The sequence below is a fragment of the Billgrantia sp. NRB1 genome, assembly GCF_056921725.1.
Genome location: NZ_CM167783.1, coordinates 1706569 through 1732135, shown reverse-complemented (window position 1 = coordinate 1732135; position 25567 = coordinate 1706569). Strand labels below are relative to the sequence as shown.

Here is a 25567-nt window from a genome sequence, read left to right as displayed (position 1 = left end):
CGTGGCGGCGACGATCTCGCTTTCCAACAATGGCGTCTGGTGAGGCGCGAGGGTCACGTCCTCGCTGGTCTCCGGGGTGGCCTCGCCGGGCAGGCGCGGCAGCACCACGGCCTGGCCGCGGCCCCGCCCGGGGCTGCCGCCGGAGTTGATGCGCACCTGGCTGCCGACGATGGTCACCCCGGCGCCGTCGAGCTTGATAAAGCTGCCGCCGGCGGCCAGGGTCAGTTCGGCGCCGGCCTCCACCACCACCTGGGTACCGGCCTGGTGGTGGACCTCCTGGCCGGCCTCCACCCGTTGGGCCGCGCCATAGTGCTCGTGGCGGGTCTGGTCCACCCGCAGGTGGTCATCGCCCTTCACCTGGGTGTGGCGCTGGCCGTGCACGGTGAGGTGGTCGTCGCCGTGGATCTCGCCGAGGCGGTGGCGCTCGACGGCGAGGTGGCTGTCGCGGCGGATGGTCTCGGTGCGGTCGTTGAGGGTCAGCAGCTCCAGGTCCTTCTGGGCGTGCAGCCAGATCTGCTCGGCGTCGGTGGCATCCTCGAAGCGCAGCTCGTTGAAGCCTTCCGCCTTGTGGCTCTGGGTGCGCAGCACGGTGCGGGTCTTGTGCGCGGGCAGCGCATAGGGCGGGGTGTTGACCGCGTGATAGGTGCGCCCGGTGATCAGCGGCTGGTCCGGGTCGCCCTCCAGGAAGGAGACGATCACCTCGTGGCCGATGCGCGGAATGGCCATGGCGCCGTAGCCGCCGCCGGCCCAGTCCTGGCTGACCCGAATCCAGGCACTGGCCCCTCTTTCAGCGGCTTCGCCGCCAGCCCCGGCGGTATCGGGCTCGGCGTAGCGGTCCCAGGGGAACTGCACCTTGACCCGGCCGTGTTCGTCGCAGTGGATCTCCTCGCCCTCGGGGCCGACCACGACGGCCACCTGCGGGCCGTCGACCCGCGGCCGGACGGGCGGCGCGGGACGCCAGACGCGCTCGGCGGGGGCCAGCACCAGCTCGTTATAATAGCGGGTCATCTGGCCCTGGCCAGCCGCCTCCCCCTGGGCGACGCCATCCTCCTCCAGGGCCTGGGGCTGCTCGCCATGATGCACCACCTCGACCACCTGCCAGTCGCGGTTGAGGGCGGCGATATCGTGGTCGGCGAGGGTGAAGCGGGTACCCGGGGCCAGCTCCGGCAGGTCGCTCTCGGCCTCGGCGGTATTGGCCTCGGCGCGCAGCGCTTCCAGCCGCACCCGGGTGAAGGGCACCCCGGAGGCATCCGCCTTGTAGCGGCCCGGGTAGTCGAAGTGCTCGTACTCTCTATCAACCACGCCACGCTGGCCATGCTCGCCCAGCCCCTCTGCAACATGCTCGTGGAGCTGGTCGTAGGCCGGGTTCTTGAAGGTGTAGTCCTTGAGCGTCACCGCCGCCGGGCGCACCCGCGAGACCTGGGTGAGCTTGCGCACATGGCGGCGCGGCGGGGTGCCGCCGGCGCGGCCGTGGTAGGTACGCTCGCCCAGGTGGGGCAGCAGCACCGGCGCGTCGGCGAAGATCAGCCGATGGGCGCCGCCGACCGCGGGCTCGAACTCATGGAAGTAGACCAGCCCCTCCTCGGCGGCCAGGCGCTCGACGAAGGCCAGGTCGCTCTCGCGGTACTGCACGCAGTACTCGCGCTCCTCGGGCTCGCGGGTCAGGGCGAAGGCCACGTCCGTCAGGCCGCGCTCGGCGCACAGGGTGGCGAGGATGTCCTGGGGCGGGACGTCCTGGAAAATGCGCGAGTTGTGGCGCAGGCCGAGGCGCCACAGCGCCGGGCGGATGACCAGGGTGTAGAAGGTGCGGCGGTGGCCGCGGTCGCCGCGACCGAACTCGCTGACCACGCCATGGAGGTGGCGCAGCGGCTCGCCGTCCTCCCAGACGACCAGGGTGGCGTTGCGCTCGAGCACCTCGGCGGGGCCGAGGTCGGGGTCGCGGCTGGCCAGGGTGACCCTGAGCTCGAAGGGGGCGGAGAGCCGCTCGCGATGGGTGAAGTCGACCACCGCCAGGCCGGGGATGCCGGCGAGGCTCAGGGTGAACTGGAGTCCGGTGGAATCGGCCATCAGCTGCCCTCCCCGCTGGCGGAGCCGATCACCACGCCGCCGCAGTCCACGGCGTGGCCGGTGTCGGTGCCGATATTACCAACGAGGACAAAGGGGGTGCCCATGATGAGAAATCCTTTTCCAATGTAACGTAGTCATCCTGATGAATACTGTTCTACTTTAAGCTCTTTCCCCCACTTCCAGCGAAAGCAAGGTTAACGGTCATGGCCTGGTGGTAGCCGCGGTGTTAAGCCTTCAGCACGCATCTGTTCGCGCATTTCAACTGGTGAGGGAGGCGGAAACTCGACACCACGCGCTATCATCATATCGCGCAGTTCTCTGTATTTTTCTCCCACGGCACCACCTCTATCTTGAGTGCGATTATGAACTCGCCAAGCAGTAGTGACACCATTTTCCATACGGATATTGGGTTCTGAGCCCTGCTCCAGGAGATAAATGGCTATCTCGGGTTTTGTGCCAGCTGTGCTACGATCAAAAGGGCTAGGCCCCACACCGTCACGCGTCCGGTAGTGTATGTCTGCCCCTCGCTCTACCAGTAATTTTACGTGCTCGAGGCTGCCCATTGAAATGGCGCTAAAAAGAAGTGGATTGTCCCCGCCAATGTCATCATTGGGCGATAGTCCGCCGTCCAGCATGGCTTCAAGGTAGTGGGTATCCGGCGCCCCTAGGGCGAGGCCAAGGGGGGTGCGCGCCCCTTTCCCTTCGATAGGTCCCTCATTGGGATGAACCCCTATTTCCACCAGGGTGCGAACGGCTTCAGGGTTTTGTTTTAGCATTGCAAACCACATCAGAGTGATCTGCTTGTTGCCACGGGCATGGAGGTCAATTCCCCGTTCAGCACCTTGGCGCAGGGCGTCCATTTCATTGCGCTCGATGGCTTCGGCCATTTCAAGCTGGGGGCCGGTGAAAAAATCGCTTGCAGAATATTTGTGAGACATAAAGACTCCATTAGACTGACAGCCGGTAATCAGTAAACTCACCGCGAGTAGTATGGCCATCGTTAAACCCCATAATCGTGTTGGGGGACATTCCGTCATGGCAAGGCTCCCTAGTATCAACAGTGATGGCCCGTGGCTTCCGCAAGCTGGCGTTGATCATAGGCCTTCTGTGCCTCAAGCCCATCAATGACCTGCTCCATACCATGGCGCTCGACCGGGTTGGCGCCGCGGCCGGGCAGTTGATACGGAGTGCCTGCAGCGTCCGGCAAGGCCGCAGCCAATAGTGTACTGCCCAAGGCTCCTACAGCAGCGCCCTTTATGCCACCAAATGTTGCTCCTACAGCAGCAGCGGTGACGGCCGAGCCCCAGCTATTCTCCTGTAGGGCAGTCAGCACCTCCCCTTTTACGCGGTAGGCCGCGATATTTTCCTGCTCGGGAATGTGCAGCATACCTCCGTAACGTTCAATGGTGCTTGTGTGCAGACCCGCTGCGTTAAAGGTCGTGGTATTCATACCGCTGGCCCGAGAGGCGGCGGATGCCATGCCTCCGCCTAGCGAATGGCCTGTCACATGCACGTTGGCGCCCGTATCTTTTATCATGCTCCCTAATCCGACGGCTCGCTCATAATAATCAGAAGAGAAATTAAGTGATTGCTGCGCATTATTCCGCCAGTCTTCTCCAGAAGACATAGTTGTGCCCTTGAAAGCCAGCGCGGGTTCAAACGCATCACCGAAAATCTCTGGGTTAGGCATGTACATACCCGCTCGAAAGCCGCTTTCTTCAGGTTGTAAATCCTCCGGGCTTAGGTCCATGCTCGCAAGAAATTCTTGATCACCACCTTTGCTTTCCCACCCTATGGGATCTGGCTGGCCAGGGTCATATACATGCTGGGCTAGCTTTGCATGCTCGACGGCGAGGCTATTGCGCTCAAAGCGTTCAGCGGTTGCCAACAATTCAGCCCGCTGGCTATGACTGGCAGGTAACCGATTGGCTTTTGCCCGCCCTGCGGCGATCTGCCCTTGACGACACTGCCAACGAAAGGCTTTTTCATGAAGCGCCGCTTCTCCCCCGTTTGCTTCTTCTACTGCTTCATCAAGCGCAAGCGTAGTATCGGGAGCATCTTCTTCAGTTGATACCTGGCTGCCCACCCAGGAGGCGGCAGTGACGGTGGCCGTTCCCAGAAGCGGAGTCAGATGTGGATCATGTGTGACATCATCGCTTACCTCGGGGACTGCTTCGCCTGGAGGTCGCGGTAGTTTGGCCGCTTGCCCGCTGCCCGCGCCGGGGTTGCCGCCGGCGTTGACCTTGATCCAGGGGCCGACGATGGCCACGCCGCTGCGGTCGAGCTTGATAAAGCTGCCGCCGGCCTTGAGGGTGATCTCGCAGCCGGCGTTGAGCACGACCTTGTGGCCGGCCTTGATATGCAGTTCGCGGCCGCTCTCGGTCAGCCAGGCCTGGCCGGCCTCGAGGTGCAGGCTGCCGTGCACGGTGAGGTGCTGGCCGTCCTCACCCTTCACCTGGGTGTGGCGCTGGCCGTGCACCGTGAGGTGATCGTCGCCGTGGATCTCGCCGAGGCGGTGGCGCTCGATGGCGAGGTGGCTGTCGCGGCGGATGGTCTCGGTGCGGTCGTTGAGGGTCAGCAGCTCCAGGTCCTTCTGGGCGTGCAGCCAGATCTGCTCGGCGTCGGTCGCATCCTCGAAGCGCAGCTCGTTGAAGCCTTCCGCCTTGTGGCTCTGGGTGCGCAGCACGGTGCGGGTCTTGTGCGCGGGCAGCGCATAGGGCGGGGTGTTGACCGCGTGATAGGTGCGCCCGGTGATGATCGGCTGGTCCGGGTCGCCCTCCAGGAAGGAGACGATCACCTCGTGGCCGATGCGCGGAATGGCCATACTGCCGTAGCCGCCACCGGCCCAGTCCTGGCTGACCCGAATCCAGGCGCTGGCCCCTCTTTCAGCGGCTTCGCCGCCAGCCCCGGCGGTATCGGGGTCGGCGTAGCGGTCCCAGGGGAACTGCACCTTGACCCGGCCGTGTTCGTCGCAGTGGATCTCCTCACCCTCGGGGCCCACCACGAAGGCCACCTGGGGGCCGTCGACCCGGGGCCGGACGGGCGGCGCGGGACGCCAGGCGCGGTCGGCGGGGGCCAGCACCAGCTCGTTGTAATAACGGGTGCGGCCGTCGCTGTCGACGCCATCCTCTTCCAGAGCCTGGGGCTGCTCGCCATGATGCACCACCGCCACCACCTGCCAGTCGCGATTGAGGGCATCGATATCGTGATCGGCGAGGGTGAAGCGGCTGCCCGGGGCCAGCTCCGGCAGGTCGCTCTCGGCCGCGGCGGTATTGGCCTCGGCGCGCAGCGCCTCCAGCCGCACCCGGGTGAAGGGTACCCCGGAGGCGTCCGCCTTGTAGCGGCCCGGATAGTCGAAGTGCTCGTACTCTCTATCAACCACGCCACGCTGGCCATGCTCGCCCAGCCCCTCTGCAACATGCTCGTGGAGCTGGTCATAGGCCGGCTGCTTGAAGGTGTAGTCCTTGAGCGTCACCGCCGCCGGGCGCACCCGTGAGACCTGGGTGAGCTTGCGCACATGGCGGCGCGGCGGGGTGCCGCCGGCGCGGCCGTGGTAGGTGCGCGCGCCCAGGTGGGGCAGCAGCGTCGGCGCGTCGGCGAAGATCAGCCGGTGGGCGCCGCCGACCGCGGGCTCGAACTCATGGAAGTAGAAAAGCCCCTCCTCGGCGGCCAGGCGCTCGACGAAGGCCAGGTCGCTCTCGCGGTACTGCACGCAGTACTCGCGCTCCTCGGGCTCGCGGGTCAGGGCGAAGGCCACGTCGGTGAGGCCGCGCTCGGCGCACAGGGTGGCGAGGATGTCCTGGGGCGGGACGTCCTGGAAAATGCGCGCGTTGTGGCGCAGGCCGAGGCGCCACAGCGCCGGGCGGATGACCAGGGTGTAGAAGGTGCGGCGGTGGCCGCGGTCGCCGCGGCCGAACTCGCTGACCACACCGTGGAGGTGGCGTAGCGGCTCGCCGTCCTGCCAGACCGTCAGGGTAGCGTTGCGATCGAGCGTGTCGGCGGGGGCGATCTCCGGGTCGCGGCTGGCCAGGGTGACCCTGAGCTCGAAGGGGGCGGAGAGCCGCTCGCGATGGGTGAAGTCGACCACCGCCAGGCCGGGGATGCCGGCCAGGCTCAGGGTGAACTGGAGTCCGGTGGAATCGGCCATGTCGCCTCCCTGCGACTGGAGAAGAACGCGATAACAGTGGGAACTGGCAAGCGCAAGCCATCGCGCATTATCGGGCGGTCAACATACCAGTCATGGGAGTGCATATCTGTGACATTTCACGGACAGCCGTGTAGGAAATCGCCAACAAAGGCGACCGGCCCTCCTTCCCTCGGCGACACTTGCGGCACGCGACGCCCCGGGCCGTTGTCCGCCGGGCGGCACATGGATAAGCTAAGGGGTCAGGGTCACGACAAGGAGTCCCCTGCCCCATGAAAACCCTCGGGATGCTGGGCGGCATGAGCTGGAAGTCCACCGCCAGCGACTATCGGGCACTATCTCTCCATCACATCATCGACGCCCTGCAGCAGAGAGGCGCCGAGGCGGTGCGATGAAGCTGATCCTCAGCCGCAAGGGCTTCGACTCCGCCGCCGGCGGCGTGCCCAGCCCCATCCTGCCCGACGGCCGACTGCTGGCCCTGCCGATCCCGGATGCGACCTCGACGATTCGCTATGGCGATATCGCCGTCGATGACACCACTCTCGACGCTCTGGTCTCGCCGCTGACCCGCGACCGGCTCACCGCCGACGACGGCGCCCACCTGGACCCCGACCTGATCGACGCCATGCTGCCCCGAGCCCCCGGCTGGCGGCCCCTCTTCGGACAGAGTGGCCAGGCCCAGGGGCACCTGCGCAACCAGGGCGTCGGCCCCGGGGACCTGTTCCTGTTCTTCGGCCTGTTCCGGCAGATCGAGCGCCAAGACGGACACTGGCGCTGGGCCCCCGGCTCACGCCCCTGTCACGTCATCTGGGGCTGGCTGCAGGTCGGCTCGGTGGTTCCGGTCGATCAGGCCCGGGGCGACGACTACGCCTGGGCCCATTACCACCCCCACTTCCGCCACGGGGAGAATCCCCACAATACGCTCTATCTGGCCCACCCTCGCCTGGACCTGCCGGGCGTCGACGAGACGCTGCCCGGGGCCGGGATCTTTCCCCGTTTCGCGCCTCAGCAACGGCTCACCGCGCCGGACGCGCAGCGGGTCTCGCAATGGCGGCTGCCCGCCTGGTGCTACCCGGACGACGGTCGCCCGCCGCTGAGCTATCACGCCAGGCGCCAGCGCTGGCGCCGACACCCCGACCACACCGAGCTGGACGCGGTCGCCCGGGGCCAGGAGTTTATCCTGGACGGCGATCACTATCCCCAGGCCCTGCCCTGGGCCGCCGAGCTGATTCGAAAGCGTCGCTAGGCTTTGTCCGAAAAGTCGGCGAGCGAAGGCCAGACAAGGCAAAAATCGGCGAAAAGACGGAGTTTACGGGGTGTAAATGAGTACTTTGAGCCGATTTTTAACGCCGTATGGTCGAGCGCAGCCAGTTTTCAGACAGAGCCTAGCAGCCGCGGCAAGCGAGCGGGTCGAGGCGGTGCTATGGTAGGCCCTCCCTCCAGTCGATGATGGAAGGATACCCGCGTGAAATATCTCGGAGCCCACGTCAGTGCCGCCGGTGGCCCCGACCAGGCCGTGCGGCGCGCCGTAGAGATCGGCGGCGACGCCTTCGCCCTGTTCACCAAGAACCAGCGCCAGTGGCACGCCAAGCCGCTGACCGACGAGGCCATCGAGGCCTTCCGCACGGCCTGCCGCGAGCACGGCTTCGGCCCGGGGCAGATCCTTCCCCATGACAGCTACCTGATCAATCTTGGCCATCCGGACACCGCCGGGCTCGAGAAGTCCCGGGCGGCCTTTCTCGACGAATTCCAGCGCTGCGAACAGCTCGGGCTCACCCTGCTCAACTTCCATCCCGGCAGTCACCTGAAGAAGATCAGCGAAGCCGAGTGCCTGAGGCGCATCGCCGAGTCGATCAACCATGTGCTCGCCGACACCCGCGGCGTTACCGCGGTGATCGAGAACACCGCCGGCCAGGGCACCAACCTGGGCTGGCGTTTCGAGCACCTGGCCGAGATCATCGACCAGGTCGAGGACAAGTCGCGTGTCGGGGTCTGCCTCGACACCTGCCACGCCTTTGCCGCCGGCTACGACCTGCGCACGCCGGAGGCCTGCACCGAGACGCTGGACGAATTCGACAAGGTGGTGGGCTTTGGGTATCTGCGCGGCATGCACCTGAACGATGCCAAGAGCGAATTTGCCAGCCGCGTCGATCGCCATCACAGCCTGGGCCGAGGCAATATCGGGCTGGACGCCTTCACCACCCTGATGCGCGACCCGCGCATCGATGAGATCCCGATGGTGCTGGAGACCATCGAGCCGGCCATCTGGGCCGAGGAGATCGCCTGGCTGCGTGCCCAGATCGAGTCTGATTGAGTCAGGCAGCAAGCACCCGGGGCAACAAGCGCACCCCGGGTGGGAAGCGAGGGCGACACTCAGCCCCAGCTGCCCTTGCCTCCTCCTATGCCGCTGACCGTGGAGACCGTGCCCGACTGGAAATGGCCCAGCAGCTTGCTGTTGCGGTCGAAAAACAGGATGCTCAGATAAACCGGCGTCGACTGAAACTCGAAACTCACGGTATCGCGATAGAGCCGGTCGATATCGTCAGTGTAGACATCCCCAAAGAGTGCACCACCCCCTGGGGATGAGGCCCCACCGGCGTGGCCATCGAAGCTCTTGCCATCGGTAATGTTAACCTGGAACTGAAGGTAGAAAATTAGGCTGGCCACGCTTCCTGTCGCACCATAGGCCTTCTCTGAAGCAACCAGCCTTTCGGCCACCTCATCAATCTGCTCTGGCTCCAGCTTGCCATTCATCGCGACGCGAAAGTCGTGAGCGATTAGTTGCTTGTCAATATCGTGAGGAGCGTTCATCGGTTAATACCTCGTGCAGATGTCGTGGAATAAGCGGCCATTAACCGACCGCGGTTTAGCTGCCCTAACCATTCCAGTCCAGTTGCCATGAGGTGACAGCATCAGCTTGGTATCACCGCTGCCGCGGGATACCACCCAGCGGATCACTTCGGTATCAGCGTCTCCCGCCCTCTTGGTTGAAGCGCGCAGATAAACGACCCTGAAGCAAACCACTGCCCAGGGAGTATCACCATGGACCATGCACCGCTCCGGGTCGCCGTCATTGGCGGCGGCGTCTCCGGCCTGTCGCTGGCCTACTATCTGCAGAAATATGGCGGCGAGACGGCCAGGGAAATCGAGGTCACCGTATTCGAACGCAAGGCCACCCTAGGCGGCAATGCCGAGACGGTGTGGGTCGACATGGGCAACCGTCGCCAGCCGGGAAAGCCCGACGTTCCCTATCGACGCTGGGCCGATCTGGGGGTCAACGATGTCAACCTGGCCACCTATCACCGCCTGCGCGCGGTGCTCGGCGAGATCGGCGAGCTGTCGCGCATGAAGCCTCTGGAGAATACCGAGAGCTATTACAGCCGCGACGGGCGCATCGCCCTGACGGACGATAGCGATCTGGTTCGCGGCGTCAGCGACCCGGCTCACGAACTGAGCCAGGCCGAGGGAGGCAAGCTGGCACCGCTGATCACCGTGGTACACCGCAGCGCCATCGAGCTGGTAGAGAGCCGGCGCGTTACCCCGCGCTACACGGTCGACGACTTCTTCGACGGCTGCGTCGCCGCCCCCGCGGAGATGCTGGCCGCAGCCGCCGATCGGTTGCACATCACCATTGACTGGCAGGACCCAGCGCTTCCGGCTCGCCTAGAGCGAATCCGCCGGGTTATCTACTATCCCCGCATCTCGGCCATGTATTTCGCCGACGATCGCGGCCCCGGCGGCATGCCACTCCAGTCCCCCTTCGAGTATTACCGCATTCAAGAAGGTGGTTCGCCTCCGGATCGCCGCTACTTCGAGCACGGCGCCCAGCACTGGCTGGAGGCGCTGGCCGCCCATATCGCCAACCCGGAGTCCCAGGGCCCCAGCGTCGAGATCCTGCGGGGCATCGAGGTGGAGGCCAGCGTCTCGCCGCAGGGCGTGACGCTGGCGGAGCGTGCCCCAGGCGAACGCCGCTGGGAGGCAGACCTGCTAATCATGGCGACCCACGCCGAAGATGCCCTGCCCATGCTGACGTTCGGCGGCGGCCTTGCCGACACCCAGCGGGAGCTTGAGCATATCCTTGGCAAGGTGCGCTACACCCGCAGCTTCGGAGTCTGTCATACCGCCGCCGCTCGCCTGCCTCCCGACCGCAACCTGTGGCGCACCTACAACATCGAAGTGCGTAGCGCCGACGACACCCTCTTCCCCTACCGCATCGACTATGTGGCGAATCGCCACCAGAACGATGCCGTTAACCCCGACTACGATCAGGCGGGCCTGCCGCAGTACTTCGTCTCACTAGTGGATGACCTCAATCGCATTCCCCGGCGCGAGATGCTCGACCGGCGCCCTTCTCCCCTCAACGCCCCCGCCGCGCTGGTGGAAGCCGAACCCCACGAGGCCGGCTACCGGGACCGGCTGCCGCGCCTGGCCGCTGAGCTGGAGAACAAGGCCTGGACGGTGTTCAAGCACAATGTGCTGGATGCCGACTGCCTGGAAGCTCAGGCGGACATCGCCCGCTACAACGGTACCAACGCCCGGAAACACATCGAGGGCCATCGGGACGTGTGCCCGCTGCTGTTCGCCGGCGGCTGGACTCGCGGCGCTGGCCTGCAGGAGCAGTGCTTGGAGCAATCGGCGCAGATCATCGCTCTGGTGCTGGGGCATACCAACCAATCCGAATAGGCTCACAGCCGCTGGGCCGCCAGGCAGGGCTGCGTCATCAGCAGACCAGCGGCCTCGCCGCGGCGCCAGCAGGCCCGCAGGGTCGCCAGGGCACCGGACTCGGCCCTCTCCAGCCAGTCGGCGTGGGCCTCGATCAGGGTTCGATGGTGCTTGCCCCAGGCGCAGGGTTCATCCGCCATCAGTTGAGTGAGGCGCCCGGCATAGTGGCGGGCCTCAGCGGGGCGGCGGTCGAGCAGGCAGACCTCCGCCGCCGCGATCAGGAAGCGGTAGCCGTTGTGCCCCACGCAGCCAGCGTCGAGCAGTGCTTCGCCCTGCTTCAGCGTGGCCAAACGTGCCTCGGAATCCTCTTCCAGCAGCGCCCTGGTGCCCAGCACCCAGGGGCCGATAAAGGCCTTGAGCCCGTGCTGCTCCACCAGCTGCCAGGATCGCTCGATCGTGGCGCGGGCCTGCGCCTGCCGTCCGGTAATCAGTTCGACCCGGGCACGACTCTCCAGCAGGAAGGCCTCAAAGCGCCCTGACCCCAGACCGCGAGCCACGGCCAACGCCAGGCTGACCTGTTCGTCGGCGGCATGGGGATCGCCCTGGGAAAGCAGAATCCAAGCGGCGGTCAGCCGTGCGACCACCTCGGCACGCCGATTGCCGACCCGTTTGCCCAGCTCGGCGGCATCGAAACAGTCGGCGAGCGCCGCATCGGTCTCGTTGGCATAGATGCGGGCCGTCCCCAGCATGAACAGGTTGGAAGCCTCCAGGTCGGCGTGACCGTGAGTCCGGCATAGCGCCACGCAGTGGTCGAACAGCTCGTGGGTGCTGCGCATCTGCCCCTCGGCATAATGGGCATCGCCAAGCCCACTCAGGGCCTGAATCTCGGTGCGCACGCCGCCGCCACGGCGGGCATGCGCCAGCGCCCGGGTGTGATATGCCCGACTGGTGGCAAAATCCCCTCGGGGAAAATAGAGGTTGCCCTTGAGATAGAGCGCCTCGGCCAGGGGCAAGGGGTCCTCCAGCGTCTCGCCCAAGGGCAGCAGCTCGTCGAGGATCGCCTCCTCGGCCTCCAGGGCATCGAGCATGTTCAGGGCCCGGGCCAGCCAGAGGTCGGCGGCAATGCGCTGCCGCTCCTCTCCAGCGACACCGCGGGCCGTTTCGAAGTGCTCCCGTGCCGCCTGGATGCGCCCGGTGGCCATCGCTACCTGACCCAGCAGCAACGTCAGCCGGTACTCATCCTTTGGCGCATAGTCGATGGACTGGCACTGGGTCAGCAGCGCCATGGCCTCTTCATGCCGATAACGAGCCATTTCCGCCGCCACCGCCTGCAGGAATGCCCTCGGCGCCTCCAGGGATCGCGCACGGTGCAGGTGGCGTGCACGCAGTCCTGGCTCGGCCTCGCCGTAGTGCTCGGCCAGGCGGAGATGCAGGCGATCGCGCTGTACCTTGGGGATCCCTTCGTAGATGCCCTGCAGAATCAGGTCGTGCACGAAGCGGTAGCGCCCTTCTTCCAGGGGGCGCACGAGGCTGTGACGCTGAAGCAGATCGGGGTGGTAATCGGGCTGCCCCAGCACCTCCTGCAACGACGCCAGGGAGAAACGCTGCCCCATGGCAGCGGCGATGCAGATGGCCCGGCGATCCAGCTCGGTAAGCTGATCCAGCTTGGTCTGTACCAGGTTGGCAAGGCTGGCCGGCAAGCTACGATGAGGATGGAACAGCAGCAGCTGAGTCAGGAACAGCGGATTGCCCTGGGCCTGGCTTACGCAGCGGGCGGCATGTTCAGCGGGAATCGTCCCGAAGCTGGCCACCAGCGCCTCGGCCTCCTGGGGACGCAGCGGCGGCAGCTCGATCAGGGTCAGCGGCGACTCCGGCAGCTGCGGTCGCAAGCGGGTCTCCAGCGGGTCCTGTTCCAGGCGCGAGGTGAACAGCCAGATCACCGGCGCTTCCAGGGTGGCCTGGAGCAGCCCTGTCAGGGTGCCCAGCAACGCTTCGTCGGCCCAGTGAAGGTCCTCTACCACAAGGAGTTGGGGGCGGTGAATGGACCGCGCCAGAATGAGGTCGCACAGCGCCAGGGTCAAACGCTGGCTACGAGTCTCCGGCGTCATCGCCGCATAGAGACGCTGGGCATTCTCCGGCTGTGGCAGACCCAGCAGCGGGCGCAGCAGCATGGCATGATCCAGAGGCAACCGCAGCGCCGAGAGGCGGGCTAGCAGCTGCGCCTCGTCCACGGTTTTGTCCGATGTCTGCAGCAGTGAGCGGGCAAGCTGCATCAGCGGGCCCTCATCGGCGCGAGTACCGAAATCCAGCACCTCCGCCTGGTGGTGATCGGCATGGGCCGCCGCCATCGCGGCAAACTCGGCGCTGAGCCGAGTCTTGCCGATGCCAGCCATGCCGCGGATATAGATCAGATGGCCGTCCTGGTAGGCCTGTGTACTCTCCAGGATGGCTTGCAGCTGCCCCAACTGGACACGGCGCCCCACCAGTTCGAAGCGCGCCTCCTGTGCCTCATCGCGGGGATGGCAATAGCGCAGCCAGCTGCCGCCGCGATCCTCGAAGACGAAGCGCTCGACGAGCTGCACTGCCACCCCGCGCTCGACCCAAACGCCGCTCGTACCGGCTCCCATCGCCGGAGGCTCCGCGACCGGCCAGCGGCCAGCCTGAAGGCGAGCGCCCGGGGCCACCCCCTGCTCTATCAGGGTCACCGCGCACAGCAGCCCGCGCTGCGCATCGCTGCGGTAGGCACGGGGCAGCCCGAAGAGTGCCGTCCCTGGCTCTGCCAGGCTGCCGCCGAAATGCTTCACCCAGGTGGCCATGGCCGCCTTGTCGGCCGCCACAGCGTGCAGCTGAATCAGCAGACGCGCGCTTTCCATCTCCTCGGTCTCGGCGCTGGGTTCGTCGCCAGCCGCCTCGGCCACCGCCGACAGGTCCTCGACCTCGACACCGTAGATATCGGCCAGGTGGCGAGCGGTGCGATAGAGCACCGCCCGCCCGCTCTCGGCCCGCTTGATGGATGCGATGGAGACGCACAGGCGCCGGTCGAAACAGTGCTCGGCCAGGGCCTCCTGGCTCAGGCCGAGCCTCTTGCGGTGCTCTTTCAAACGCTGGCGATCCAGCCGCAAGCGCCCGTCTTGTGGGAGTGGCACGGTTGGCTTCCTTTCCTGGAGGCGCGACGTGAAAGCCATCGCGGCTCGTTGAGACTCAACATTAGCAGAGTCTTAGCCTAGCAGATCGCTCCCCAGCGGCAGAGTGCCCCGGCACGGGCATCGCTTACGAGGAGAGCTCGGCCGCCTCCCCCTCGATATCCACCCCGATGAAGCCGCCGGACTGGCGCCGCCACAGGGCGGCGTAGAGGCCGTCTCGGGCCAGCAGCTCCTGGTGGGTGCCGCTCTCGACGATCTGCCCCTCGTCGATGACCACCAACCGGTCGAGCATGGCGATGGTGGAGAGGCGGTGGGCGATGGCGATCACCGTCTTGCCCGCCATCAGCGCGTAGAGCTGCTCCTGGATCGCCGCCTCCACCTCGGAGTCCAGCGCCGAGGTGGCCTCGTCCAGCACCAGGATGGGCGCGTTCTTGAGCAGCACCCGGGCGATGGCGATGCGCTGGCGCTGGCCGCCGGAGAGCTTCACGCCCCGCTCGCCGACGTGGGCGTCCAGGCCGCGGCGTCCCTGGAGATCCACCAGGTCGTCGATGAAGGTATCGGCATGGGCGCGGCGCACCGCCTCCCGAATCTGCTCCTCGCTGGCCTCCGGGCTGCCGTAGCGGATGTTGTCGCGCACCGAACGGTGCAGCAGCGAGGTGTCCTGGGTGACCATGCCGATATGCCGGCGCAGCGACTCCTGGGTCACCCCGGCGACGTCCTGGTCGTCGATGAGGATGCGCCCGTCCTCCAGGTCGTAGAAGCGCAGCAGCAGGTTGGCCAGCGTGGACTTGCCAGCCCCGGAGCGGCCGATCAGCCCCACCTTCTCGCCGGACGCAATGGTCAGGTCGAGCCCGTCGAAGACTCGGCGGCCCTCGCCGTCGGGGCGCGCGTAGCCGAAGCGCAGGGCTTCGAAACGAATCTCGCCGCGGGGTACCGAGAGCGCCCGGGCATCGGGCGCGTCGGTCACCGCCGGCTCCCGGGCGATGGTGTTGATGCCATCCTGCACGGTGCCGATGTTCTCGAAGAGCCCCGCCACCTCCCAGAGGATCCAATCGGACATGAAGCGGATACGCATCACCAGGGCGATCGCCACGGCGATGATGCCCAGGGACACCGTCTCCAGGTACCAGGCGCCGATGGCCATGGCCGCCACCCCGGCCAGCAGCAGCGAGTTGAGCGCTGTCAGGCTCACGGTGAGCCAGGTCGCCAGGCGCATCTGCCGGTAGACGGTAGTCATGAAGCCCTCCATGGCATCCCGGGCGTAGGCCTGCTCGCGACGGGTGTCGGCGAACAGCTTGATGGTCTGGATATTGCTGTAGCTGTCGACGATGCGCCCGGTCATCACCGCACGGGCGTCGGCCTGGGCCATGGAGACCGCCCGCAGCCGCGGCACGAAGACCCACATGATGGCGACATAGCCGACAAGCCATATCACCAGCGGCAGCATCAGCCAGGGCTCGGCGCGCCCCATCAGCAGCATGGCGCCGGTGAAGTAAACGACCACATAGACCATCAGGTCCATCAGCTTCATCACCGTCTCGCGGATCGCTAGGGCAGTCTGCATCACCTTCTGGGAGACCCGTCCGGCGAACTCGTCCTGATAGAAGGCCAGGCTCTGGCCCAGCATATGGCGATGCGCCAACCAGCGCCCGATCATTGGGTAGTTGCCGAAGATGCTCTGGTGGGTCACCAGCGCCTGCAGCAGGGTCAACATCGGCAGGCCAACCAGCACCAGCGCCGCGATGCCCGCCAGGCGCCAGCCGTAGTCGGCGAAGAAGCCCTCCCGCTCAGCGCCGGCCAGCCAGTCCACCAGCTGTCCCATGTAGTGAAAGAAGAGCACCTCCGCCGCCGAGACCAGGGCCGTGAGCAGCGACATCACGATCAGCAGCGGCAGCACCGGCCGTGAGAAGTGCAGGATAAAGGCGAACAATCCCGTGGGCGGGGTTCCCCGACTCTCCTTGGGATAGGGATTCACCAGGGTCTCGAAGTAGCGAAACATGGCAGCCGTCCAGTTGCATTCAGGGGCCCGGGCCCGCTTGCCCGAGAATGGCAGGCAGGGTAAAACCTCTAGTTAAGTCGAGGTCAAGGAGAATGTCATGTCCCCTCCCCTGCCGCGCGAGCTGAGCGTCGGCGAGGTCGCCCGGCGAAGCGGCCTGGCGGTCTCGGCCATCCACTTCTACGAGGCCAAGGGGCTGATCACCAGCCGCCGCAATGCCGGCAACCAGCGGCGCTTCCGGCGCGACGTCCTGCGCCGCTTGGCGATCATCAAGGTTGCCCAGCGCACTGGCATCTCGCTCGACGAGATACGCGAGGCCTTCGACACCCTGCCCGATGCCCGAGCCCCCGGTGCCGCTGACTGGCAGCGCCTCTCGGCTGACTGGCGAGCGGCCCTGGACGAGCGCATCCGCTGCCTCACCCAGCTGCGCGACCAGCTCGACCACTGCATCGGCTGCGGCTGCCTGTCCCTGGACGAGTGCCCGCTGCGCAACCCCGATGATGAACTGAGCGAGCAGGGCTGCGGCGCACAGCTGCTGGAACCCGACTGAGCCCGCGCCCCTGAGCGCCCGCCCCCTCATCAGCCCCGCCACAGCCAGGCCCGGACTGGCCACCGGGGCTATGCTGACGGAGATGAACAAGCGCCTGGTAGTACTCGGCGCCCGGGGCGACTACGGATACGAGCCGGGCGAGCGCATGGCCCACGCCAACCACATCGAACCGCTCCTGCACGCCGTGTTCGGCTACCTGGACATCGAGGCACTGCATAGCATCGTTGGCGTAACGATCAGGGCTCGCCTTTCTCGGCTGATGACCCCTGAATTTCTCCTCCGATGGCCCCGACATGGCGCAGGCTGACGATGGAGACCACCGCCAGCGCCAGGATAGCGATGCCGCCCACGGTGGCGGTCACATTCAGCCCCGCGGTAAAGGCCTGCTGGGCTTCCATCAGTACGCCGGCAGGCAGGCTATCGCCGGCCGCAACGGTGACCCATAGGCTATCCTCCACGATACCCGCCGCCTCAGCAATTTCGCCATCGGCCATCGTCGCGCTGACCTGGGCGCGATAGACGAAGGTGGCCAGGCTACCCAACAGCGCAACGCCCAGCTCCTGCACCACCCGCGACGTGGCGCGCGAGGTCGAGTCACTCAAGGAGCAGGGCGTCGAGGGCATCGTGCTCGACCTGCGCAACAACGGCGGTGGCGCCTTGCAGGAAGCCAATTCGCTGATCGGCCTGTTCATCGACCGCGGCCCCACCGTGCAGGTGCGCGACACCCGTGGCCGCATCAGCCTCTACGGCGACACCGAGAGCGGCAGCCTCTACGAGGGGCCGCTGGGGGTGCTGGTCAACCGACTGTCGGCCTCGGAAATTTTCGCCAGCGCCATCCAGGACTACGGTCGCGGCCTGGTGCTCGGCAACCGTACCTTTGGCAAGGGCACGGTGCAGACCGTCAACGACCTCAGCCACGGCCAGGTCAAGCTGACCCGCGCCAAGTTCTACCGCATCTCCGGCGAGAGTACTCAGCACCGCGGCGTGGAACCGGACAGAGTGTTCCCCAGCCTGCTCGACCCCGAGATCATCGGCGAGAGCGCCCTCGACAACGCCCTGGAGTGGGACACCGTGCGCGCCGTGCAGTATCGCCACTACGGCGAGCCGTGGCGCTATCTCGAAGAGCTGAGTGCACGGCACCGCGAGCGCGTGGCAGCGAACCCCAACTTCGTCTATCTCGAGTCTCAGGCGGAACTGGCCCGCGAGCTGCGCGAAGAGCAGACCAGCGTCAGCCTCAACCGCGAGCAGCGCCAGCGCGAGATGGAAGAGCTAGAGGGACGTCAGCTCGGCCTCGAGAACGACCGCCGTCGCGCCCTGGGTCTCGAGCTACTCGACGACTGGGTCGACGCCCGCGGCGAGGATGAAGAGGAGAGCGAACCCGCCGAACGTGCCAAGCTGCTGGAAAGCGCCGAGGTGCTCCTCGACTACGCACTGCTGTCCGAACGCCGCTAACCCGCACCACGCACTGCCCGCCTGCCCCGCCACCCTGGCGGGGCAGGCGTTTGTGTATTCGACTATGCTGATATCAACGCCGTATCACCCACGGCAATGACAAGGATGTCAGCATGGTCGCTCTCCGCTACACCGCTCCGGGCCTACTGCACTGGTTCGCCAGCTTGGCGTTGGCTTTCTGCAGCGCCACTCTGCTGCCCACCGCCGTTGCGCATGACTGCCCCGATACGGCACCGGATGATGCCAGTGTCGAACAGCTCGCCGAACGCGTTGCCGCCTGGGACGAAGCCTATTATCAGCGCGGCGAGCGGTTGGTCGAGGATGCCCTTTACGACCAGGCACGCCAGCGGCTGGAACGCTGGCAGGTCTGCCGCGGTAAGCGCTCCGCCGACACCCCGCATGAACCCGACGGCCCGCTCCACCACCCGGTGGCACAGACCGGCCTGGCCAAGCTCGACGACCAGGCCAGCCTGGCACGCTGGATGCAGCGCCGTCAGGCTCACTCGCTATGGGTGCAGCCCAAGGTCGACGGCGTAGCCGTGACGCTGGTCTATGAACGCGGCCAGCTGGTACAGGCCATCAGCCGCGGCGACGGCGAACGCGGCAGCGACTGGCTGCCACATCTACGCCAGGCGCCCCATGTTGCCCAGCGCCTGACAGCCCCCTACCCAGCGCGCGTAGTGCTGCAGGGCGAGCTCTATCTGCGCCTTGATGACCACGTGCAGGCCGAGCACGGCAGCGCCGGGGCGCGCAGTGCCATCATCGGCCTGATGTCGCGCCATGCCTGGCAGACGGAGGATGCCGAGCGGGTCGGCCTGTTCGTCTGGGACTGGCCGGACGGGCCAGCCGGCATGCAGCAGCGGCTGGACAGGCTCACCGCCTGGGGCTTTGACGACAGCGTGGCCATGACCCAGGCGGTGACCCGTGCCGATGAGGTGGCCGCCTGGCGTCAGCGCTGGTATCGCGGCGCCCTCCCCTTTGCCACCGATGGCATCGTCGTGCGTCAGAGCCAGCGGCCAGATGCCGAGGCTTGGCAGGCGGCCGCGCCGGCCTGGGCGGTGGCCTGGAAGCACCCGGCCCAGCAGGCGATGGCCGAAGTACGCGGCATCGAGTTCCGCGTTGGCCGCACCGGCCAGATCACCCCGGTACTCAGGTTGATGCCCACCGTTCTCGACGATCGCACGATCCGCCGCGTCAGCCTCGGCTCGCTGGCGCAGTGGCAACGTCACGATATCCGCCCTGGGGATCACGTCACAATTCGCCTTGCCGGGTTGACCATCCCCCAGTTCGAGTCGGTGCTGACGCGCCGCCAGCCGCGCCCGCCCCTGGAAGTCCCAGACGCCGAGGCATTTCACCCCCTCAGCTGCCTGCGTCTGAGCCCGGGCTGCGAAAGCCAGTTTCTGGCCCGGCTGACGTGGCTCTCCGGCCCGGACGGCCTAGACATGGCCGGCATCGGCGAGGGCAGCTGGCAGCGCCTGATCGATGCGGGGCTACTCGAGGAGCTGCTCGACTGGCGCGACCTCAGCCCGACTCAGTTGCAGCAGCCCCACGGCGTCGGCGAGGTACGCGCCGCCCAGTGGCACGCCCTGTTCGCCGAGAGCGCCGAGCAGTCGCTACCCCGCTGGCTGGTGGCCCTGGGGATGCCCAAGGTCGCGCCCGCGGCACTTCAAGACGCCAATGGCGAGGTCACACTCGCCGAACTGCGCCAGCGCTCCGCGACCGACTGGCGCGCCCGGGCAGGCATCGGCGAGATCACCGCCGAGCGGCTGGTAGCGTTCTTCAGCGATCCGCGCATCAACGCCTGGCTCGACGCCCTGGTCGAGTCAGCCCAGGGCTGACTGCACCTCGGCCAGGCGGCGTTCGAGAAAGCGCCTCTCCGCCGCCTGGGGCGATAGCGCCAACGCCTCGCGATACGCCTCGGCGGCCTCAGCATAGCGTTTCAGGCGCCGCAGTAGATCGGCGCGTACCGCCGGCAGCAGGTGGTATCCCGGCAGGTGAATCTCATCGAGCAGTGCCAGGCCGACTTCGAGACCATCGGCCATGGCGATCGCCACGGCACGGTTCAGCGCCACCACCGGGGTCGGTTGCATGGCGTAGAGCAGGCTGTAGAGCGCCGCAATGCGCCGCCAGTCGGTGTCGGCGGCGCCTGGCGCCTCGACGTGCAGCCCGGCGATGGCGGCCTGCACGACATAGGGGCCGGGTGGGCCGTCGCGCAGCACCTGGTGCAGATGGGCACGCCCCTCTTCTATCGATTCATGATGCCAGCGCGAGCGATCCTGATCCTCCAGCAGAACGATATCGCCGTCCTCGTCGAGACGCGTATCGCGCCGTGCATCGTGGAACAGCATCAGTGCCAACAGGCCGCGCGCTTCGGGCTCGGCGGGCATCAGCCCCACGAGCAAGCGGCCCAGACGGATGGCTTCATGACACAGTTCCTCGCGCACTAGCCGCTCACCGCCGCTGGCGGCATAACCCTCGTTGAAGATCAGGTAGATCACCGCCAGCACCGCATCGAGACGCTCACCAAGGGCGGCGTCATCCGGCACCTCGAACGGAATGCCGGCATCGCGTATCTTGGCCTGGGCGCGTACAAGACGCTGGGCCAGCGTCGGCACCGGCAGCATGAACGCGCGGGCAATTTCCTCGGTGGTCAGACCGCCCAGGGTGCGCAAGGTCAAGGCAACCTGAGCGGGACGCCCGAGCGCCGGGTGGCAGCAGGTGAACATCAGCCGTAGGCTATCCAGCGGCACCTCATCATCCGGCGCTGGCGCCTCGCCCAGTGTCTGCTCGAGATGCATGGCCAACTCGCCCTGCTTGCGCTCGAGCATCTGGCGATGGCGCAGCTGATCGAGCGCCTTGTGGCGGGCGGTCGCCGCCAGCCAGGCCAGGGGACTGGGGGGCGTACCCTGCTCGGGCCACTGATACATGGCGGCCTCGAAGGCCGCCTGCAGCGCATCCTCGGCCAAGGCGAAGTCGCCGAAGCGACGAATCAGACCCGCCAACAATCGGCCATAGGCCTCGCGATAGAGCGCGTCGAGATTCATTGCCTACATGCGATAGGCGGGGTCGACCGGCCGCACCTCGACCGAGCCCCCCACTCGCAGCGGCGGAATGCGCCGGGCCAGCGCCAGCGCCTCGTCTAGATCGCGGCACTCCACGACATGGAAACCCCCCAACTGCTCGCGGGCCTCGGCGAAAGGCCCGTCGTGGGTCACCACCTGGCCATTCTGCTCGCGCAGCGTGGTAGCACTTTCCACCGACTGCAGACGCGCCCCGCCGCGATAAGCGCCGCTGGTGACCATCTCCTGGATCAGCGCATGGTAGTCGTGCATTACCGCATCGCGGGACGCCTCCGGCAGTCCCTCCCACAGCGCTTCGTCGATACAGCACATCAGCATGTATTGCATGTCATCTCTCCCCATTTACCTGACAAGGCCGTTCGCCCTGGTCATCACACTATCGCTGCAGGTCGGCGCTTTTCGACATCGACCCACGCCAAGCTGCAGGGAGATCAACGCTGCTTCATGGCCACCACCGACAGGCCCGTGACCACGAAAGTCAGGCCGGCACCGACATTGAGACCAGAAACGATCCGCGGCCGCGCCTGCAGCCAGATGGAGAGACGCGCCGCAAAGACGCCCATGAGAGAGAACCCGACTGCCGTCAACGCGGCAAACCAGCCACCATAGATGAGCATCTGCACGGCGACGGATCCTGCCGCTGGGTCAACGAACTGGGGAATGAAGGCCAGCAGGTTGTCAGGCCCTGGCGCAAGCACCAGCAGAATGCAGGCCGCGGTATAGGCGACCCAAATCTCGAACGAAAACATTGCCTCTCCTTAACGGTGATAGGTACGCGGCATCCTTGTCACCGCAAAGGATAGAACGCCTTGGCAAGGGCGCCACTATTCGACTTATCTCAAGCGCCCAGGCACGGCTCAGCGAACACTTCTCGTAGCCATTCGGCCACTCGCTCAAGGGCAACATGGCCAGCGAAGCGGCTGTGCCGAATCAGCTGATAACGCAGCCCAGGAAGCCTTGGCCCGAAGGGGACCTGCAGCACGCCACGTTCAAGTTCATCCTTCACCAGCGTTTGGCTCAGCAGTGCCACGCCCTGGCCGGCAATGGCCGCCTGGATCGCATGACTCTCGTCGGAGAAGGTTAGGCTCGCGCCCAGGTCGGCGATGCTGCCACCCGCCGCTTGGCACCAGTGCTGCCAAGACGGCAGGCCCAGCGTAGCGCAGTACCAGTCGAAGACGATGTGCCGGACCCTGTGCAGATCCTCATACCCGCTCAGCCCCAGCTGCGGGCTGGCCACCAGGGCAAAGCTGTCATCCGCCAGCACCTCGGCCTGATGCTCCGGGTAGGGCCCCATGCCATAGCGAATCGCCAGCGCGGCACCGCGCGATAGATCCAGGGGCACTTCGCTGGCGTGAATGCGCAAGTCGATATCGGGGTGCCGTTCATGGAAGTCGGCCAGCCGCGGCAACAGCCAGTGGCTGGCAAAGGCTGGGGTGCAGGAGAGCGTGACGCTGGCCGGCGCCGTCTGCTCGCGCAGCACCTCAAGGGCGTCACCGAAGGCATCGAAGCCGCGCTGCAACACCGGATACAGGTGTTCCGCCGCCGCCGTCGGCACCACCTGGCGGACGCGCCGCCAGACACAGGGCCGCGAAGTGGTCTTCGATGACTACCGGCTGCGCGTGGCCGGGGTAATTCGCGACTACGGCATGCACGAACGCGAACAGGCACCTGGCGACAGCCTTGAGCGTCATGATTCTTCGCCTGCTTCTGGATGAAGGACATCTAGACTCACGTGCTTGCTCATGCCCTCGAAGAGCTAGGTCGCCATATCGGCATGTTCACTCCCGATGGCAGCGCCGTGCTGCTGCACGCCCGTACTGACAGCCTGACCTGGTTCGCTCATCAACTCGCCCGTCAGCCCTACGACTTCGAGATCCTCTACCCACCCGAGCTTTGCAGCGCCCTTGCCCAGCAGGCCGCCCGTCTCCAGCGTCTGGCCGTCCAGACTGACCGATAGAAAATGCGCGTGCCTGTCGAAAGCGACTATGTTGAATCGACGAAGGGAAGTAGCACCAACCACAACCCTTGGAGATTCACCATGCAGCTTTCCACCTACCTGATCTTCGACGGCAACTGCCGCGAAGCCTTCGCGTTCTACCAGCGTTGCTTCGACGCCGAATTGAAGGCCATTTCCACCTATGCCGAGATGCCCAGCAGCGAGGGCATGGAGATACCCGACGAAGCCCGCGACCTGGTGATGCATGCACGCCTGCGTATTGGCGACCAGTTATTGATGGCATCGGACAACGCCCCCTTCTGCCCGGCGCCCTATGAAGGCATCAAAGGCGCGAGCATTGCGGTCGGTGTCGACTCAGTAGAGGAGGCCGAACGGCTCTTCAACGCGCTGGCCGACAACGGTAGCGTGGAGATGCCACTCGAAGAAACCTTCTGGGCGCACCGCTTCGGCATGCTGGTGGACAAGTTCGGCGTCGCCTGGATGATCAACTACGAGAAGGAGGCGTAGCTGGCTTCCCCGCCCTCCTCGCTGATGGGCGCCGTTGAGATCATCACGTATTGCAGAACTGCGGCGCCTTATTCCCCAACCTCAAACGGGATCGGTCTAAATCGATACATTGAGCCTCGACTCCCAAGCCGCTTTGCTCCTGATAAGCATCACTATCTACCAGCCTGCTCGCTAAGGCTGCCCCCGGTGCTTGACCTACAGGCACGCGCCCTGGACGCAGTGTCCAATAGTCCCATGATCCACTCGCGCACGGCGGCGATGGCCGGTTCCTCGAGCCGCTCGGGCGGGTAGACGAGCTGGAAGGGAGCGGCCTTAACCTCGGGGCCGAATGGCTGTACCAGGCGCCCTTGGCGCAGCTCCGCCTCGATCAGGTGCCGGCTCATCAGGGCTATGCCCTGGCCGTCCAGGGCAGCGGCGATGCCATGGGTCTCGTCGGAGAACATCAGTCCGGCGCTGACGTCGAGCCCCGGTACCTGGACCTGGCGCTGCCAGGCCACCCAGTCCAACGGCGCGGGCGAAGAGAAGTGCAGCAGCGTATGGCGCACCAGTTCAGCCGGTTCACGCAGCTTCAGCACGGGGCTGCACACGGGCACGAAGACATTGTCGAACAGCTTCTCCGCGACCAGCCCGGGCCAGGGGCCCTCACCGTAGCGAATCGCCATGTCGGCGACGACGCCATCCAGGGCGACCGCTTTGTGTGAGACCTGAATGCTCAGGTCGATCTGCGGGTGGGCATCGCGCAGCAGGCAGACCCAGGGCAGCAGCCAGCGTGCTGCCACGGCCGGAGTGGTCGAGAGCGTTACCGCCTGCCGCGTCGGCGGACGGCGCAGCTTGGTCACCGTCTCGGCGATGGCATCGAAGGAGTCGCTCAGCACGGTGAGCAGCGCCTGGCCCTGAGTCGTCAGCACCAGCTGCCGCGGCCGCCGCACGAACAGGGCCACGCCCAGGCTCTCCTCGAGCTGGCGGATCTGATGGCTGATCGCCGTCGGCGTGACCGAGAGTTCCTCGGCAGCACGCTTGGCGCTGAGGTGGCGCGCCGCCGCCTCGAAGGCACGCAGGGCGGAGAGAGAAGGCAGTCGTCGCGGCATCATGGATGAGTTTTATTTTCCAAAATCGAAAAAGAATCGTCGTTTGTCACCCTACGTAGCTTCAGGCTTATATGAAACAAGCCACAAGCAAGGCTGAGAACAGCTCATTCAAAAGATCCTACACCCAGTGACGGAGAACACCCATGAGGCGCTTACTTCACCTCGATGCTAGTCCACGCCCCGGCCGTGCCGGCAGCCACGATCACGGCGCGCATACCCGCCGGTTGACCCATCACTTCGTTTCCCGCTGGCACACTCTGGCGCCGGATAGCGAGATCGTCTATCGCGATATCGGCGCCAACCCACCACAGCTCACCAGCGTAGAGTGGATCGAGGCCGCCTTTACATCCCCCGAGCAGCAGACCGATCCGATGCGGGCGGTTCTTGCCGAGAGCGATACGCTGGTCGACGAGGTCGTACAGGCCGACATCCTGGTACTCGGCGTACCGATGTACAACTTCGGCCCGCCGGCCGCGTTCAAGGCATGGATCGACAACGTCATTCGCCTGGGCCGAACCGTCGATTTCGACATGCAGTACGGTGCCCACCCCTTCATGCCCCTGGAATCTTACGTGCCGCTGCTGGCCGACCGAAAACGGCATGCGGTGCTGCTCTCCTCTCGCGGCGGTTACGACTTCGACCCAGGGCGCAGCATGGCGGCATTCAACCATCTCGAGCCGGGCGCGCGCACCGCCCTGCAGTTCATCGGCATCGGCGGCTTTCACAGCGTCGCCATCGAGCATCAGGAGGAAGGCGGCGAGGCGCTGGCCGCCTCGACCCAAAGTGCCCTGGAGCGCATCGACCGGCTGGTCGAGCAATTGCATCGTGAGTTCGCCACGTCGCGCCTGACGCAGCCGGCGTGACGACTGCTCTCAGACGACCGAACACCGGGGCGCCTGGCGCCCCGTTATGCATGTCACC

20 protein-coding genes and 3 pseudogenes are annotated in these 25567 nt (G+C 66.0%); 10 read left to right on the top strand and 13 right to left on the bottom strand.

Annotated elements, in window-relative coordinates; all coding sequences use genetic code 11:
* Window positions 1-18 precede the first annotated feature (18 nt).
* From tssI to ACZIYR_RS07840, 4 genes and pseudogenes are all read right to left on the bottom strand, one after another.
* Window positions 19-2067, bottom strand: a pseudogene (gene tssI, locus ACZIYR_RS07855) (type VI secretion system tip protein TssI/VgrG); the annotation flags it as partial.
* 194 nt (window positions 2068-2261) lie between these two features.
* Window positions 2262-3005 carry an ankyrin repeat domain-containing protein gene (locus ACZIYR_RS07850; RefSeq protein WP_483528797.1) on the bottom strand — a complete coding sequence of 248 codons (744 nt, stop codon included), beginning with the start codon at window positions 3003-3005 and terminating at the stop codon, window positions 2262-2264.
* 116 nt (window positions 3006-3121) lie between these two features.
* Window positions 3122-4153: a Tle-like phospholipase domain-containing protein gene (locus tag ACZIYR_RS07845; protein ID WP_483529060.1), complete on the bottom strand. Its 1032-nt coding sequence runs from the start codon at window positions 4151-4153 to the stop codon at window positions 3122-3124.
* A 48-nt stretch (window positions 4154-4201) separates the two neighbouring features.
* Window positions 4202-6214 (bottom strand): annotated as a pseudogene (locus ACZIYR_RS07840) (type VI secretion system Vgr family protein); the annotation flags it as partial.
* Window positions 6215-6483: 269 nt separating this feature from the next.
* Here ACZIYR_RS07840 and ACZIYR_RS07835 point away from each other — a divergent pair.
* The 3 genes from ACZIYR_RS07835 to nfo all read left to right on the top strand — a co-directional run bounded on the left by ACZIYR_RS07835 (window position 6484) and on the right by nfo (window position 8525).
* The gene (locus tag ACZIYR_RS07835) at window positions 6484-6606 is read left to right on the top strand and encodes a hypothetical protein (protein ID WP_483528796.1); all 123 of its coding nucleotides are present in this window, start codon (window positions 6484-6486) and stop codon (window positions 6604-6606) included.
* On the top strand, window positions 6603-7457 hold the full coding sequence (locus ACZIYR_RS07830; RefSeq protein WP_473033228.1) for an Nmad3 family putative nucleotide modification protein: 855 nt from the start codon (window positions 6603-6605) through the stop codon (window positions 7455-7457). Before ACZIYR_RS07835 ends, ACZIYR_RS07830 begins: the two co-directional genes overlap by 4 nt.
* Before the next feature lie 219 nt (window positions 7458-7676).
* The gene (gene nfo / locus ACZIYR_RS07825; RefSeq protein WP_473033226.1) at window positions 7677-8525 is read left to right on the top strand and encodes a deoxyribonuclease IV; all 849 of its coding nucleotides are present in this window, start codon (window positions 7677-7679) and stop codon (window positions 8523-8525) included.
* Between the two features lie 59 nt (window positions 8526-8584).
* Here the strand turns inward: nfo and ACZIYR_RS07820 are convergent, their stop codons facing one another.
* Window positions 8585-9022, bottom strand: a complete 438-nt coding sequence (locus ACZIYR_RS07820) for a VapA/VapB family virulence-associated protein (RefSeq protein WP_473033225.1) — start codon at window positions 9020-9022, stop codon at window positions 8585-8587.
* Window positions 9023-9253: 231 nt separating this feature from the next.
* Here ACZIYR_RS07820 and ACZIYR_RS07815 point away from each other — a divergent pair, with 231 nt between their 5' ends.
* Complete coding sequence (locus ACZIYR_RS07815; protein ID WP_483528795.1) at window positions 9254-10894, top strand: FAD-dependent oxidoreductase; 1641 nt, start codon at window positions 9254-9256, stop codon at window positions 10892-10894.
* 2 nt (window positions 10895-10896) lie between these two features.
* Here the strand turns inward: ACZIYR_RS07815 and ACZIYR_RS07810 are convergent, their stop codons facing one another.
* Together ACZIYR_RS07810 and ACZIYR_RS07805 are read right to left on the bottom strand one after the other, a co-directional pair.
* Window positions 10897-14019, bottom strand: coding sequence for an ATP-binding protein (locus ACZIYR_RS07810; protein ID WP_483528794.1), 3123 nt, complete (start codon window positions 14017-14019; stop codon window positions 10897-10899).
* A gap of 124 nt (window positions 14020-14143) precedes the next feature.
* The gene (locus tag ACZIYR_RS07805; RefSeq protein ID WP_473033222.1) at window positions 14144-16015 is read right to left on the bottom strand and encodes an ABC transporter ATP-binding protein; all 1872 of its coding nucleotides are present in this window, start codon (window positions 16013-16015) and stop codon (window positions 14144-14146) included.
* Between the two features lie 97 nt (window positions 16016-16112).
* On the opposite strand from ACZIYR_RS07805, the gene soxR reads away from it, so the two are divergent.
* Window positions 16113-16562 carry a redox-sensitive transcriptional activator SoxR gene (gene soxR / locus ACZIYR_RS07800; protein WP_483528793.1) on the top strand — a complete coding sequence of 150 codons (450 nt, stop codon included), beginning with the start codon at window positions 16113-16115 and terminating at the stop codon, window positions 16560-16562.
* A 236-nt stretch (window positions 16563-16798) separates the two neighbouring features.
* On the opposite strand, the gene ACZIYR_RS07795 is transcribed toward soxR, so the two are convergent.
* A complete protein-coding gene (locus ACZIYR_RS07795; RefSeq protein WP_473035103.1) occupies window positions 16799-17164 on the bottom strand; it encodes a hypothetical protein in 366 nt (121 codons plus the stop codon).
* Here ACZIYR_RS07795 and ACZIYR_RS07790 point away from each other — a divergent pair.
* Window positions 17127-18014, top strand: a pseudogene (locus tag ACZIYR_RS07790) (carboxy terminal-processing peptidase); the annotation flags it as partial. The gene ACZIYR_RS07795 and the pseudogene ACZIYR_RS07790 sit on opposite strands and share 38 nt — an antisense overlap.
* Window positions 18015-18127: 113 nt before the next feature.
* Window positions 18128-19852 (top strand): NAD-dependent DNA ligase LigB, encoded by a 1725-nt coding sequence (gene ligB / locus ACZIYR_RS07785; RefSeq protein WP_483528792.1) that lies wholly within the window; start codon window positions 18128-18130, stop codon window positions 19850-19852.
* Here ligB and ACZIYR_RS07780 read toward each other — a convergent pair.
* From ACZIYR_RS07780 to ACZIYR_RS07765, 4 genes are all read right to left on the bottom strand, one after another.
* A complete protein-coding gene (locus ACZIYR_RS07780) occupies window positions 19838-21058 on the bottom strand; it encodes an RNA polymerase sigma factor (protein ID WP_473033219.1) in 1221 nt (406 codons plus the stop codon). The genes ligB and ACZIYR_RS07780 overlap by 15 nt on opposite strands.
* 3 nt (window positions 21059-21061) lie before the next feature.
* Complete coding sequence (locus tag ACZIYR_RS07775; RefSeq protein ID WP_483528791.1) at window positions 21062-21421, bottom strand: YciI family protein; 360 nt, start codon at window positions 21419-21421, stop codon at window positions 21062-21064.
* Between the two features lie 104 nt (window positions 21422-21525).
* The gene (locus ACZIYR_RS07770) at window positions 21526-21843 is read right to left on the bottom strand and encodes a hypothetical protein (RefSeq protein ID WP_483528790.1); all 318 of its coding nucleotides are present in this window, start codon (window positions 21841-21843) and stop codon (window positions 21526-21528) included.
* 89 nt (window positions 21844-21932) lie between these two features.
* Window positions 21933-22652: a LysR substrate-binding domain-containing protein gene (locus tag ACZIYR_RS07765; protein ID WP_473033215.1), complete on the bottom strand. Its 720-nt coding sequence runs from the start codon at window positions 22650-22652 to the stop codon at window positions 21933-21935.
* A 174-nt stretch (window positions 22653-22826) separates the two neighbouring features.
* On the opposite strand from ACZIYR_RS07765, the gene ACZIYR_RS07760 reads away from it, so the two are divergent.
* Window positions 22827-23051, top strand: a complete 225-nt coding sequence (locus ACZIYR_RS07760) for a WCX domain-containing protein (protein ID WP_483528789.1) — start codon at window positions 22827-22829, stop codon at window positions 23049-23051.
* An 81-nt stretch (window positions 23052-23132) separates the two neighbouring features.
* On the top strand, window positions 23133-23558 hold the full coding sequence (locus ACZIYR_RS07755; RefSeq protein WP_483528788.1) for a VOC family protein: 426 nt from the start codon (window positions 23133-23135) through the stop codon (window positions 23556-23558).
* 152 nt (window positions 23559-23710) lie between these two features.
* On the opposite strand, the gene gcvA is transcribed toward ACZIYR_RS07755, so the two are convergent.
* Entirely contained in the window at window positions 23711-24649 is a 939-nt protein-coding gene (gcvA, locus tag ACZIYR_RS07750; protein ID WP_483528787.1) for a transcriptional regulator GcvA, read from the bottom strand.
* Window positions 24650-24789: 140 nt separating this feature from the next.
* On the opposite strand from gcvA, the gene ACZIYR_RS07745 reads away from it, so the two are divergent.
* Window positions 24790-25509, top strand: a complete 720-nt coding sequence (locus ACZIYR_RS07745) for an FMN-dependent NADH-azoreductase (RefSeq protein ID WP_483528786.1) — start codon at window positions 24790-24792, stop codon at window positions 25507-25509.
* Window positions 25510-25567: the final 58 nt, after the last annotated feature.

Bases quoted from the DNA above. Each gene is read 5' to 3' on its own strand.
- ACZIYR_RS07770 (WP_483528790.1), bottom strand. From the start codon at position 21,843: ATGTTTTCGTTCGAGATTTGGGTCGCCTATACCGCGGCCTGCATTCTG.
- ACZIYR_RS07815 (WP_483528795.1), top strand. From the start codon at position 9,254: ATGGACCATGCACCGCTCCGGGTCGCCGTCATTGGCGGCGGCGTCTCC.
- ACZIYR_RS07755 (WP_483528788.1), top strand. From the start codon at position 23,133: ATGCAGCTTTCCACCTACCTGATCTTCGACGGCAACTGCCGCGAAGCC.
- ACZIYR_RS07830 (WP_473033228.1), top strand. From the start codon at position 6,603: ATGAAGCTGATCCTCAGCCGCAAGGGCTTCGACTCCGCCGCCGGCGGC.
- ACZIYR_RS07835 (WP_483528796.1), top strand. From the start codon at position 6,484: ATGAAAACCCTCGGGATGCTGGGCGGCATGAGCTGGAAGTCCACCGCC.
- ACZIYR_RS07805 (WP_473033222.1), bottom strand. From the start codon at position 16,015: ATGTTTCGCTACTTCGAGACCCTGGTGAATCCCTATCCCAAGGAGAGT.
- ACZIYR_RS07850 (WP_483528797.1), bottom strand. From the start codon at position 3,005: ATGTCTCACAAATATTCTGCAAGCGATTTTTTCACCGGCCCCCAGCTT.
- ACZIYR_RS07775 (WP_483528791.1), bottom strand. From the start codon at position 21,421: ATGCAATACATGCTGATGTGCTGTATCGACGAAGCGCTGTGGGAGGGA.
- gcvA (WP_483528787.1), bottom strand. From the start codon at position 24,649: ATGATGCCGCGACGACTGCCTTCTCTCTCCGCCCTGCGTGCCTTCGAG.
- ligB (WP_483528792.1), top strand. From the start codon at position 18,128: ATGGTCGCTCTCCGCTACACCGCTCCGGGCCTACTGCACTGGTTCGCC.
- ACZIYR_RS07780 (WP_473033219.1), bottom strand. From the start codon at position 21,058: ATGAATCTCGACGCGCTCTATCGCGAGGCCTATGGCCGATTGTTGGCG.
- soxR (WP_483528793.1), top strand. From the start codon at position 16,113: ATGTCCCCTCCCCTGCCGCGCGAGCTGAGCGTCGGCGAGGTCGCCCGG.
- ACZIYR_RS07820 (WP_473033225.1), bottom strand. From the start codon at position 9,022: ATGAACGCTCCTCACGATATTGACAAGCAACTAATCGCTCACGACTTT.
- ACZIYR_RS07745 (WP_483528786.1), top strand. From the start codon at position 24,790: ATGAGGCGCTTACTTCACCTCGATGCTAGTCCACGCCCCGGCCGTGCC.